Origin of the sequence: Nonomuraea purpurea (assembly GCF_042650645.1) — a bacterium.
GTDB lineage: Bacteria > Actinomycetota > Actinomycetes > Streptosporangiales > Streptosporangiaceae > Nonomuraea > Nonomuraea purpurea.
The window spans coordinates 135280-146859 of sequence record NZ_JBHSBI010000033.1 but is presented as its reverse complement, the minus strand read 5'-3'; the positions used below and the strand labels follow the sequence as shown (position 1 = coordinate 146859).

General features: G+C 70.0%; 12 protein-coding genes. 5 read left to right on the top strand and 7 right to left on the bottom strand.

Annotated elements, in window-relative coordinates; translation table 11 throughout:
- Positions 1 to 387: 387 nt before the first annotated feature.
- From ACFOY2_RS44370 to ACFOY2_RS44360, 3 genes are all read right to left on the bottom strand, one after another.
- A complete protein-coding gene (locus tag ACFOY2_RS44370; protein ID WP_379534168.1) occupies positions 388 to 981 on the bottom strand; it encodes a DUF6939 family protein in 594 nt (197 codons plus the stop codon).
- A gap of 206 nt (positions 982 to 1187) precedes the next feature.
- Positions 1188 to 1508 (bottom strand): DUF6262 family protein, encoded by a 321-nt coding sequence (locus ACFOY2_RS44365; protein WP_379534167.1) that lies wholly within the window; start codon positions 1506 to 1508, stop codon positions 1188 to 1190.
- Positions 1509 to 1587: 79 nt separating this feature from the next.
- On the bottom strand, positions 1588 to 2256 hold the full coding sequence (locus ACFOY2_RS44360; RefSeq protein WP_379534166.1) for a class I SAM-dependent methyltransferase: 669 nt from the start codon (positions 2254 to 2256) through the stop codon (positions 1588 to 1590).
- Between ACFOY2_RS44360 and ACFOY2_RS44355 the strand changes: the two genes are divergently transcribed.
- Both ACFOY2_RS44355 and ACFOY2_RS44350 read left to right on the top strand, forming a co-directional pair.
- On the top strand, positions 2246 to 2554 hold the full coding sequence (locus ACFOY2_RS44355; RefSeq protein ID WP_379534165.1) for a hypothetical protein: 309 nt from the start codon (positions 2246 to 2248) through the stop codon (positions 2552 to 2554). The two genes, ACFOY2_RS44360 and ACFOY2_RS44355, sit on opposite strands and share 11 nt — an antisense overlap.
- A 537-nt stretch (positions 2555 to 3091) precedes the next feature.
- Positions 3092 to 3346 carry a hypothetical protein gene (locus ACFOY2_RS44350; RefSeq protein ID WP_379534164.1) on the top strand — a complete coding sequence of 85 codons (255 nt, stop codon included), beginning with the start codon at positions 3092 to 3094 and terminating at the stop codon, positions 3344 to 3346.
- 53 nt (positions 3347 to 3399) lie between these two features.
- Here ACFOY2_RS44350 and ACFOY2_RS44345 read toward each other — a convergent pair whose 3' ends face one another.
- A complete protein-coding gene (locus ACFOY2_RS44345) occupies positions 3400 to 4953 on the bottom strand; it encodes an alpha/beta hydrolase (protein ID WP_379534163.1) in 1554 nt (517 codons plus the stop codon).
- Positions 4954 to 5174: 221 nt separating this feature from the next.
- Here ACFOY2_RS44345 and ACFOY2_RS44340 point away from each other — a divergent pair, with 221 nt between their 5' ends.
- Positions 5175 to 5504, top strand: coding sequence for a hypothetical protein (locus ACFOY2_RS44340; RefSeq protein WP_379534162.1), 330 nt, complete (start codon positions 5175 to 5177; stop codon positions 5502 to 5504).
- Between the two features lie 33 nt (positions 5505 to 5537).
- On the opposite strand, the gene ACFOY2_RS44335 is transcribed toward ACFOY2_RS44340, so the two are convergent.
- Positions 5538 to 7679 carry a hypothetical protein gene (locus ACFOY2_RS44335; RefSeq protein ID WP_379534161.1) on the bottom strand — a complete coding sequence of 714 codons (2142 nt, stop codon included), beginning with the start codon at positions 7677 to 7679 and terminating at the stop codon, positions 5538 to 5540.
- 92 nt (positions 7680 to 7771) lie between these two features.
- A complete protein-coding gene (locus tag ACFOY2_RS44330; RefSeq protein ID WP_379534160.1) occupies positions 7772 to 7933 on the bottom strand; it encodes a hypothetical protein in 162 nt (53 codons plus the stop codon).
- 208 nt (positions 7934 to 8141) lie between these two features.
- Here ACFOY2_RS44330 and ACFOY2_RS44325 point away from each other — a divergent pair, with 208 nt between their 5' ends.
- Together ACFOY2_RS44325 and ACFOY2_RS44320 are read left to right on the top strand one after the other, a co-directional pair.
- Positions 8142 to 8735, top strand: a complete 594-nt coding sequence (locus tag ACFOY2_RS44325) for a winged helix-turn-helix domain-containing protein (RefSeq protein WP_379534159.1) — start codon at positions 8142 to 8144, stop codon at positions 8733 to 8735.
- A complete protein-coding gene (locus ACFOY2_RS44320) occupies positions 8732 to 9925 on the top strand; it encodes an MFS transporter (RefSeq protein WP_379534158.1) in 1194 nt (397 codons plus the stop codon). Before ACFOY2_RS44325 ends, ACFOY2_RS44320 begins: the two co-directional genes overlap by 4 nt.
- A 10-nt stretch (positions 9926 to 9935) precedes the next feature.
- Here the strand turns inward: ACFOY2_RS44320 and ACFOY2_RS44315 are convergent, their stop codons facing one another.
- The gene (locus ACFOY2_RS44315) at positions 9936 to 11555 is read right to left on the bottom strand and encodes an alcohol dehydrogenase catalytic domain-containing protein (protein WP_379534157.1); all 1620 of its coding nucleotides are present in this window, start codon (positions 11553 to 11555) and stop codon (positions 9936 to 9938) included.
- Between the last annotated feature and the right edge of the window lie 25 nt (positions 11556 to 11580).

Here is an 11580-nt window from a genome sequence, read left to right as displayed (position 1 = left end):
TAGAGTGACTTGTCGGCGAATAGATGTAAATAGGACACTTACGGAAAGTTCTCGACTGGCCGCAGTCGGCCACCCCTTGCCGATGAGAGGCGCCCACAAGGAGCGATCTTTGCCAAGATCTTTTTTCGGCCATGCCCGATGAAATGAGTGATCCTCAGTTTGCCGCTTCAAAAAGAGCGGCCTTTACCAGTCCTCCGGACCGGAGTTCAGCGGGCCGCGAGTATTCGTGGAGGACGCCACCGAGCCGGTCTCGTCGGCTTACGTTCAGGTTGACGATTCCGGCTGGATCGATGATCGGATCCGGAACGGCACGTAGTGGAGCCGCCTGGTCCAGGGCTTGATGGGCTCGGTGCTCATTGTCGAGCTCTCGCGGTGTCGGCATCCGCCTCATCGCCGACGATCCGGGCCGTCCGAACCCGCTCGGCCCCGGCCCGGGCCAGCTCGACGAACCGCGGCGAGAAGCCGATCGCCGGCAGAGATGAGTGCCGCGTGTGACAGTGGTGTCGAGAGATTCGTTACGTCTGCGTTGGTCGTGTAGTCGAGCAGTACGACGGTCCGGTGGTTGCTGAGTTCGCGGAGCTCGTCGATGAGTTCGAGGGTTCGATGGTCGAGCATCCAGCGGTAGGTCGGCAGGTAGAGTACCCGCCTGGCTTCCTCGTAGCCGAGTAGGCGCCCGTCGAGCCGGTGACCGAGCGGCAGGCCGAGTCGTCGGACCGTTCGCTTGATCCCCTTCATAGTTGTGATGTCCAGCTTGGTGAAGTCCTCCTGTTCGGTGGCGAACACCTTCAACGCTTGCCAGACGCCTTCGACGGACCGTGAGGTTCGGTCCGGATGGCCGGGCACCGGGATGCCGCCGTGCGGGTAGAACGGGCTGAGGCGAATCCAGGGCTCGGCTGCCCGTGATGTCACATCGAGAATCAGTGCATCGGGGAAGTCTCGGTGGAGGGTGGTGCGGCGGCGGTTGGCGACATGAACAGACATGGAGGGAGCCTGCCACCCGGCTGTGACAGTTTTGCTCGGAGTGAGATCTACTTCGCCAACCGTCCACTGACCGCGCAAGACAGCAGGGCCCTCAGCACGGTCCGATGAGCTTCGGGTTGCTGGCTGGGCTGATCGTCTGGCCGAGGACTTCGGCAGTACGACGCTCCCCAAGCGCTCGCGCAAGGGCGTCTCGAAGTCGTTGATTGTCAGCCTCCAGCTTCCGGATCCGGGTAGTTGCCGCCTCCAGACGCGAAGCAGCGAGGCATCGGATGCCTGTTGTCGTTGTGGGGGGGCACTCTCGCCGGGTGTGCGGTGGGGTGGCGGCTGCGCAGGCGTTCGATCTCGGCGCGCAGATCGTCCTGAGTGTAGAGCCATGATCGAGACACGTTGGCCTGCCGGGCGACGGCATCGAAGGTGACGTGCTGGCCGGCGGCGTCCATGCGCCGCAGCGCGGCGACGGCTCGCTGGCGGGTCTGCTCGGCTCGGCGCCGGGCGGCGGCGACGTGATGGGTGTTGTCAGCTCGCATCGGCTTCTTCGGCCTCGTCCTTCTCGATCTCGCCGATCATGCGGTCCAGACGGGTAACGCGCGACGGTGCGGCAGCGGATCAAGGGGTGCCGGCGCGGACGGCGGTGGTCGCCAGAGTGGTGTAGTGCATCGTGAAGCGGCCACCCAGAGCGTCGATGGCGTCCCCGACCGCGTCCAGTATCTCGGCCAGCTGGTCGGGACGAAGCCGGGTGAGGCCGCCGGTGGTGGGCAGCAGGTTCAGCCATTGGTCGCGGGTGTAGGACTGCTCCCAGTCGAATCGCCACTGCTCCGGGTCGTTGAACCGCTCGGTCTCGCGGATCTTGTCGGCGATCTGCGCGTACCCCGCTTGGTACATTTCCAGTGGACGTCGCGCCGGCTGATCGCCGAACGGGGAGCCGGGTGCCACCCGCCGGAAAGCCGCGGCCAAGGGCTCGGCCACCTCGGCCGGCGGTTCGAATACGTGCCCGAAGATCGCCAGACGCCCGTTCGGGCGCAGCACCTGGGCCGCCTTCACGGCGCCGGCGACGGGATCCACCCAGTGCCACGACTGGGCGGCGATCAACGCGTCGAACATTCGGCCAGTCGGCTCCCAGGCTTCGAACCTCGCCACCTCGACCCGCAGGCCGCGGGCCTGCGCGAGGTCGGCCATCCGCGCATCCGGCTCGATGCCGAGCACGGCGCAGCCGGCGGGCGACAACCTCACCAGCGCGCTGACCACCCTGTTCGGACCGGTTCCGGTGGCGATCATCCCGCTCATCACCTTCCGGGACGAACTGCGCGCCCGGCTGCGGCAAGCCGAACCCGGAGGCGGCATCGCGATCCTCGCCCAGGTCACGACCGCGGTCTCCGCCTACCTGATCGATGAGCGCGACATGGGCCGCATCGCGCCCGACGCCGACATCGACTCAATCACCCTGTCCCTGGTCGGAGGCGGGCATCTCCTGTTCGCAGACCGCGACCCAGACCCGCCGAGCACGGCCACCGTCAACAAGCTCGTGACCACGGTGCTCGCCGGCGTCTTGCCACAGCGGCCACGCCAAGCTTGACGTGCAGTGAAATAACCTCGCCCCGACAGGACATCAGCGTCGGCTGTCGCCGGGCGCGAGCAGACCGGCGGCGATGAAGGCGGTGAGAACACGGTTTTGCGAGAGGTTATGAGAACGACGGCGGGGGACGAATCGGACACCACCGGGCGGGGTGGTGCGGCGTGTCAGAACCCCTCATTTCTGAGAATCACGTACCGGGAAAGCCCGGCACGGGCAGCCTGCCCGGCCTCTCCCGCAATGAACAAGCTCAGCATCCTGCGGTCCGGCAGGGCCCGGAGCGGTCGATCGCGCGAACACACAAAGTGACAGTAGTTACTAAGCGTTACTTTGCGGGTGGTGGCACGGACCCGAGTGGGGGGCCGAGTAGGTGAAGTCGTCCGGGGCCTCGGTGTGCCCGAAGCCGGGGTGGTCGGGTGCGATGAGGCGCAATGCATTAGTTATAGCGATCGACGACCTAATGGGTCAAGCGCATGGATTGCCATTAGTGCCGTTAGTGATTCCGGCCTGCTGACGGGGGAACCGCTGCCCCTCGGCCTGGTGAACACCCATCCGGCGGCAGGCAACCTGCTGGTCACTCCCGCCGGCCTGCGTGCCTGGCCGAAGATGCAGGCCGAACGGTTCGCCGAGGCGCGCGAACTGACCGGCGCCGAACTGGGTGCCGGCGACCTGGGCGCTCTCCGCGATGTCCGCGAGCGCACCGCCCGCGCCCTCGACCGGGCCCAGCGTGTCGCGCCCGCGGTCCTCGAGGTCGCCTGGGACGGCGGGGCGGGCTCCAGAGCGGAAGGACGGTGAGAGCGAGCCGCCGTTGCCCTGGTGGGCCTGCTTCGATGTGCCCGTACCCGGGCTCAGAGCTTGCACCGGGCGCCTTCGGCCGGGGACTTGAGGTCGATGAGGTAGGTGGCCACGGCCTTGTTGATGCAGGCGTTGGTGGTCAGGAGGGCGCCGTGCTGCTCGCCCTCGACGGTGAGCAGGCTGCCGCCCAGCGTCTTGGCCAGGTTGATGCCGCCCTCGTGCGGCGTTATGGGGTCGCCCGTGACGGAGACCGTCAGCGTGTCGGGCAGGCCCTCGATGCCGGTGGCGTAAGGGTAGCCGAGCGTCGGCTTGACGGGCCACTGCTCGCAGCCGTCGCGCGCCTGCTTGAACGGGCGGCCGGGGTCGGAGAACGGTGCCGCCTCATACCAAGCCCGGTTCAGCGCGCTCTCCTGCTTGGGCGTGTGGCGCTCCTCGTCCAGGCAGTTGATCGCCAGCGTGGCCTCCAGCGAGCCGGGGTAGAGGCCGTCGGCGGTCCGTCCGTGGTAGCCGTCGCGCAGCTTCAGCAGGGTGTCGCCCTTGCCGGCCTCCAACTCGGCCATGCCCGCGATCGCGGTGGGCCAGCTCGCCTTGCTGTACATCGCGGCCGTCACCCCCTCGACCGCCTGCTCGAACGTCAGCCCGCGCCCGTCGGACGTCCGGGCGGGCTTGTCGATCAGTGGCCGGAGGAGTTTCTGGAAGACCTTGGTGGCGCGGCCGGGGTCGGTGCCGAGCGGGCAGTCCTGCTTGGTGGCGCACGAGGCGGCCATGCGCTCGAACGAGCCCTGCATTCCGGTGGCCTGCTGGACGCGTCGCTCATGGGTGCCCTTCAGCGGGTCCATCGCCCCGTCGAGCACCAGCGCGCGGACCTTCTTCGGGAACATCTCCGCGTACACGGCGCCGAGCCGGGTGCCGTAGCTGGTGCCCGCGTAGGTGAGCTTGTCATCTCCCAGGGCCTGGCGCAGCACGTCCATGTCCCGCGCGGCGTCGCGGGTGCCGACGTGGGCGAGCACCTGCTTGCCGCCGGAACGTTCGGCGCACTGCTCGACGAGCCGGCGGGTCTCCTTCCTGGTCCAGTCGTCGATGCCGGCGGGGATCGAGGAGAACTTGGCGCCGCGGTCGCGCTCGGCGTCGGTGTAGCAGTCGAGCGCCGGGGTCGAGGCGCCGACGCCGCGCGGGTCGAACCCGACCAGATCGAAGCGCTCGGTGACCGGCGATGCCGCCCACACGGCGGCGGTCAGGGCCGCATGCCCGGTCCCGGGGAAGCCGGGACCGCCGGGGTTCAGCACGAGCGACCCGATCGGATCCTTCCCGCGCGCGGGCACGCGCAGCAGTGCGATCTCCGCCTGCCTGCCCTTCGGATCGCGGTAGTCGAGCGGCACCTTGAGCCGCGCGCACTCGGCCTTGACGGCCGGCACGCCTGGCGGCAACTGCGGATCGCATGGCTTGAACGCCGGCTTCTGCCCGTAGAAGCCGTCCAGGCCGGTGCCGGGCCAGGCGGGTTGCCGACCGGCCTGGGCAGCGTCGGCCTGCCCGCCGGCGCAGGCGCCGAGCAGCAGCGTCAGCGCTACGGCACCCACGACGACGGCCGGTGTCTTGCGATATGACATAAACTTTTCCCTTGTCGGAGGTAAGGGTTGACGTGACACCGAGCTAACAGCGTGCCCTTGGGACACAGTCAAGGAGCGCCACAGCTGGCGCGCAGCCCCGACGTACCGACTTCTGCCGTTCTCCGCTCCCCGTGCCTGGATGCCGCGCTTGGGCGCGCGTGATGCCTCTGGGCCCGTTTTGGCTGTGCCCTTGGGGCATGGAATTCCGTCGGATCATCGCCGTGCGTGACGACACCGATGACGAGTTCGAGGCCCTTCCGGCGGACGCCGACGATGCCACGCTCGACCGGCTTGCCGAGCGAATGCTGCCGGTGATCCGCAGGATGCGGGATGAGTACCTGTGGTCAATCGATCCGATGGCGGATTCGCCGCTGGGAGCCGAACTGGCCGGAAACGCGATGGCACACGCAGTGGTGGAGTTCTGCAACCCCGCACGGCTACGCGTTCTGCAGCGCCTGAACGTCCTGCTCGAACAGGTGACGGACACGAACGACGACACGCTCCGACCCGGCCCCGTCCACGACTCGCGCGCGGACGGGGACGAGGAATGATGGCCGGGACGGCCATCGCTCCGCTCAGTGCTGTCACCTGCAGCGCGCGTCACGACAGGTCAGCAGGTAGGTGCCGGTGGGGCTCGGATGGCCGGTAATCCCTCTGTAGTTCCAGAGCACCCGTGGTCGTCCGTCCTGCCCCACGGCCATGTCGAGTTCGCCGGGATGTGATGTGTCGTACGCGCCGAGGTCCACGGTGTCTCGACGGGAACAGTCGGGAACGTCGCAGACGATCAGGATGGCCCTTTTGCGAGGTATGTCGAAGGTGGCGATCAGGGGAAGCCCGTCGGTGCCCAGTTTCAGCTTCGCCACATCCAGCTTGGGGCTCGCTCCGGTGAGAGTGAGGGTGTCGACCGCGCCGCAGTCAGCGGTTCGGCAGCGCACCAGCCGGACGGCTCCGGTCTTGAAGTCCCGGTGGACGAGGAGTGGACGATCGTCTGGAGGGACGACAAGTCCGACGCCGCTGGAATAACTCGCGCGACGGATGAGATCGTCTTTCTCCTTGTCGCTGACGAAGGAGGCCGGGCCTACCGGTTGTCGTGTCACGCGGTTGCCGCAGTTCGCGTCATCGCAGTTGATCAGGGTGATGGCGCCGGTGGTTCGGTCTTCGTAGGCGGCGACGGGGCGTCCTCGCGCACCTGTGGCGACGGCGACCGACTCAAAGCCTTCCGCATTTGGTTTCGCGAGCACGGCCTCGGCCAGGAGACGGGGGGTGTCGCACGATATGTCGTCACAGCGCAGCAGCCGTAAGGTGTCGGAGTCTCGGCGCCCTGAGCTGATCGGAACCGCGATGAGGATGCCCGAGCCGGAGACGGCTGCGGCGGTGCCGAGGGAAGGCTGCGAACTCGTGGTGATGGCCGGGGCCTCATCGGGGAATGTGCAGCGTTCCGTCTCGCATCGTGTCAACCTGAGCGTCGCATCTCCACCATACTCACCCTCCCATCGGACCAGGACCCGCGATTGGTCCGGAAGGGTCACCACTGGTGTCGAATAGCGGAAGTCACTGGTCAGGCGCGGCAAGGGGGCTGTTTCGCTGCATTCCCGGTCAGAGCAGAGCCTGGCTTCGTCGTATGTCGTCAGCATCAGCGTGCCGTCGTCCACCAGGGCAGGCTTGTCGAAGTAGCCCGGTCTATGCACGATCGGCTGCTCGGAGAGGGCCGGCAGATTGTCAGGATTTATCTGGAGATATCCCCCGTAAAGCAGTCCAGGTGCCACGAGCGCCAGCACGGTCGCCAGCGCCCGCGCCCGCCTCGCCTTCGGCGCGGGAGCGCCGGCGGGAAGCCGGCCGGCCACCGCGGCCGGGTCGAGCGGCTTGAAGTCGGAGTAGCGCAACCGCGGACGCGTCTGATCAAGCGCCGCCACCGCCAGCGCCGTCCCCTGCAGGACCGCCGACAGCGTACCCGAGACGGTTGCCGCCACGACCCCTGCCGCGGTGCGCTCGACCCCCGTGAACAGTGAGGCCAGCTCTGACAGGCCGCCTGCGAGGGCGGCCGGTATCAGGACCACCGTCACCAGCACGCTCCAGAACATGCGCGCCGTTCTGTCCCAGGTCATCTCCCTGACCCGGGCCCACGCCCGCAGCGGCCCGACGTGTTCGAGCATCACGATCGGCACGGCCAGCGGCAGCCGCCACAATGCCAGCGACAGCACACCGGCGATGACGAGCCCCGCCACCGGCCCCCACCGTCCGGCTCCGATGGCGGCGGCCAGGCCCGCCAGCGCGGCCGCGGCGGCGACGAAGACGGCCAAGAGCACCAGCAGCGCGCCCGAGCGTCGCAGCACCGTGCGCAACGCCTGTCCCGCGCAGACGCGGCGGCCCAGCAGCGAGCCCGCCACCATGGTCACCACCATCGCGACCATGGCCAGGTGGGCGATCAGCAAGGCCGCGGTCACGTACGTGACGGTGAAAGCCGGCCAAGGCTCGAACGGCGCGATCTGATCGTCGAGGATCAGGCCACGCTCTCTGAGGATCAGGACGGCGATCAGCCCGCACAGCGCCACCAGCGTCGCCGTGATCACGCCCACAGGAACGACGAGGAGGATCAGGGTCTTTCTCAGCTGCCGCCCCAGCTGCCCGATCGTGGTTGCCGAACCCGGTGCCTGGAGCCCGGGGAACGGTTCGGGCGGATCGCCGTCCGGCGGCTGCGCACGCCGCTCTTCCAGCGCCTCCTCCATGGATATTCCTCCTGGTGTGTGTTTCGCTCCTGCGGCGTCGCCGACGTGGGCGGGAAAGACCGTCATCGACGCGATGGCTCGGCGTACGAAAGTCAGCGCCGCGAGCCTGCCAGGATGGCCGCCACGCCGGTCCCGGGTGCCGCGAGCGTGCCGGGCGGCAGCGGCGGGAGCAGGTTCGGTCCCAGCCCGATCAGGGCGAGCACCGCCGGCGCGCGGATGTGTCGTGCATGTGCCGCCGTGACGTTGGTGATCATCCAGAGATTTTCCGCTGCGTATCCGGGGGATACGCGCTGATCACGCTACAACGGCTCCACCTGATGGCACGCCAAGATTTGCCGGTAGCGCTGAAAGGACGCTGAAAGAACGCTGAAGCGGGCCCGAACCGGCCTGCGCGGATCACGCGGGCGAGCTGATTTGAAAGAGTTGTTGCGAAAGAGTTCTTTCGAGTTTAGGCTCAGGCGGGTGAAGATCAAGGATCCGAAGGCGATGCGCGCCCTGGCCCACCCTTTGCGCATCCAGCTCCTCGAACTGCTCGCCGTCCACGGCGCCGCCACCGCCACCCGGCTCGGCGAACTGGCCGGGGAAAGCCCCTCCAACTGCTCCTTCCACCTGCGCGTCCTGGCCACCCACGGCTACATCGAACGCGTCCCCGCCGGGAACGCCCGCGACCGGCCCTGGCAGCTGGCCGACATCGAGCAGACCTGGGACTCCGCCCAGCCCGACGAGGACGGCCGATCCGCGGCCACCGCCCTCAGCCAGGCCTTCCTGGACTGGGAGCACGCCCGCATGAAAGCCGCCGCCGCGGCCGGGGTGCCCGAACCGTGGCAGGGCAGGCTGCACAACGGCGGCGCCACCCTCTGGCTCACACCCGAGGAGGCCGAACAGCTCGGGCAGGCCATCACCGCGCTGATCACCCCCTACGTCCAGCGCTGGCAGCAGCCCGGCACGCGCCCGCCCGGCGGCCGCCCCGTCCGGCTGTTCCACCACGCCTACCTGCCACCGGAAACACCGGAAACACCCGAGACGCCGAAGACGCCGCCGACGGGCCGGCGGTGAGAGAGGTCCTGGCCGGCCGGCCGTTCCGCCGCCTGCTGGGCGGCTGGAGCATCGGCAACCTGGCCGACAGCGCGCTGTATCTGACGCTCGGCGTGTGGGCCAAGGACCTGACGGGCAGCAGCGGCGCGGCCGGCCTGATGTTCCTGGCCCTGGCCGCCCCGGTGCTGCTGTTCCCGCTCATCGGCCTGCTCGCCGACAAGGTCGAGCGCAAGCCGCTGCTCGTCTGGGCCAACCTCGCCGGCGCCGCCGTCGCCGCGACGCTGACGGCCGTGCACAGCGCCGGGCAGTTATGGCTGCTGTACGTGGTGGCCTTCGCGTACGGAAGCCTGGGCCTGGTCAACGCCGCCGCCCAGACCGGTCTGGTGCGCGACATGCTGCCCGCCCGCCACCTCGATACGGCCAACGGCCTGCTGACCACCGTCGACCAGGGGCTGCGCGTCCTGTCCCCGGTCCTGGGCAGCGCCCTGTACGCGGCGTGGGGCGGCGCCGCCCTGGCCGCCGGCGTGGCCGGATGCCTGGTGCTGACGGCGGCGGTGCTGGCGACGGTCCGCGCACGCGAATCCGCGCCGCCGCCGCGCGGCTCCGGCGACGGCTGGTGGCGGGAGACGGCCGCGGGGCTGGCCCACGTGCGCGGCGTCCCGCTGCTGCGGCGCATGGTGGGGGTGAGCGCGGCGGCGTTCGGCGTCATCGGCGTCTTGGACTCGGTGCTGTTCGAGGTCGTGGACAAGGGGCTGGGGATGGATGCGGCGTTCTTCGGCGTGCTGATGAGCGTCCAAGGGGGCGGCAGCATCGTGGGCGGCCTGACCGCCGCCCTGATATTGCGCCGCCTGGGGCCCGCCGCCACGGTCGCGGCCGCGCTGGCGCTGCTCGGCGCCGCCTGCGTGGCGCTGGCGGCCGACCTGGCCGCAGCGGCGCTGCTGCCGTTCGCGGTGGCGGGGTTGTCGATGTCCGGGCTGGCGATCCCCTGGCTGATGGTCGCGATGGTGACCACGCGGCAGCGGCTCACCCCGGCCAGGTTGCAGGGGCGGGTGGCCGCGGCCGCCAACCTCGCCACGACGCTGCCGCAGATGGCCTCCATCGCGGCCGGGGCGGCCCTGGTGGCCGTCGTCGACTACCGGTGGATGACGGTCGCGGCCGGGGTGGTCCTGTTCGGGTGCGCCCTGACGCTGGCCAGGCTGGGGCCGCGGTAACCGATTTTGATCATGTTTCCACCTTTACGATGACTTTTCCGCGGACGAGGCCGCGCTCGGCGGCCCGGTGCACCTCTGCCAGGGCCTCCAGCGGGCGGACGTCCGCCTGGACGCCGACCACGCCCTTGTCGATCAGCGCCACGAGCTCGGCCAGCTGGCCCGGGTCGTTGCGGGCCACGAAGTGGACGGCGCGCGGATGCTCGATCGGCCGGGTGATCGAGACGAACCGCTCGGCCAGTCGCGTCACCGAGGCGGGCACGTCGGCCACCAGGTTGATCAGCACGTCGTTGCCGCCCGGCAGGGGAGCGCTGGTGTAGTCGACGATCTCGTCGGCGCCCAGCGCCCGCACGGCGGCGGCGCTGCGCGGGCCGGCGGTCGCCACCACGTGCGCGCCCGCGTGCTTGGCCAGCTGCACGGCGAACAGCCCGACGCCGCCGCCGGCCCCGTTGATCAGCACCCGGCTGCCGCGGCCGATGCGGGCATGCTCGAAGAGCGCCTGCCAGGCGGTGAGCCCGGCCACCGGCACGGCGGCCGCCTGCGCCAGCGCGATCTTCTGCGGCGCCCTGGCCAGCATGCTCGCATCGGCGATCGCGTACCCGGCCGCCGCCCCGTCGATGAGCCCGATCACCCGGTCGCCGGGGGCGAAGTCACCCGCCCCCGTGACCACGGTGCCCGCGACGTCCCAGCCGAGCGTGTGCGGCAGTGTCAGGCCGAGCACGTCCTGCAGCAGGCCCATCCGCAGGCCGGCCTCCGACGGGTTGAACGACGTGGCGGCCACCTTGATCAGGACCTGGCCCGGCCCCGGCTTCGGCACGGGCACCTCCTCCAGCGCGATCACCGAGGCGTCGCCGTAGGCGTGGATGCGGGCGGCCCGCATGGTGGCCAGGAAGTCCGCGGCGTGCTCGCTCGCCCACGTCTCGAACGTGGTCGCGGGCGCTGCGGTGACCTCCCGCACGGTCTCGGTGGCCGGGCCGGGCTCGGCCAGAGCGCGCAGCATCCCGTCGACGGCCGGCGCCGGCCAGCCCAGCCCGAGCAGCCGCAGCCTGGCCTCCTGCGCGGGCTCCTCTTCCCAGCGCACCGGCCGGCCGATCGCGGCGCCGATCACCTGCGCCTGCCGGCGCTGGGTCAGCGGCCGGGGCCCGGTCAGCGTGTAGATCGCGCCGTGGTGCCCTTCCTGAAGCAGCGCGCGCACCGCGACGGCCGCGACGTCCCGCTCGTGGATGGGGGAGAAGACCGCATCGCCGCGGGGCTGGCGTACGACGCCCGCGCGGACCTGCCCGGCCCAGCGCAGGGTGTTGGCCGCGAACGCGTGCGGGCGCAGCACCGTCCATTCCCGGGCGGTCCCGGCGATCAGGCGCTCGATCTCGACCTCGTGCGGGCGCGCGGCGGCCGAGGACAGGTAGACCACCCGCCGCGCCCCGATCAGCTCCAGCACCTCGCGGGCGCCCTCGGCCGAGGCGAAGGGCCACAGCAGGAACACCGCCTCGACACCGTCGAGGGCCGCCCGCAGGGCGGCCGGGTCGGTGAGCTCCCTGGTCACTGTGCGGACGTCGGCGCCCGCGTCTTTGAGTTGGTTCACCAGGGGGCGGCCGATCGTGCCGGTCGCCCCGCTGACCAGGACTTTTGTCATGGCGTCAACCATAGGAGCCGCGAAG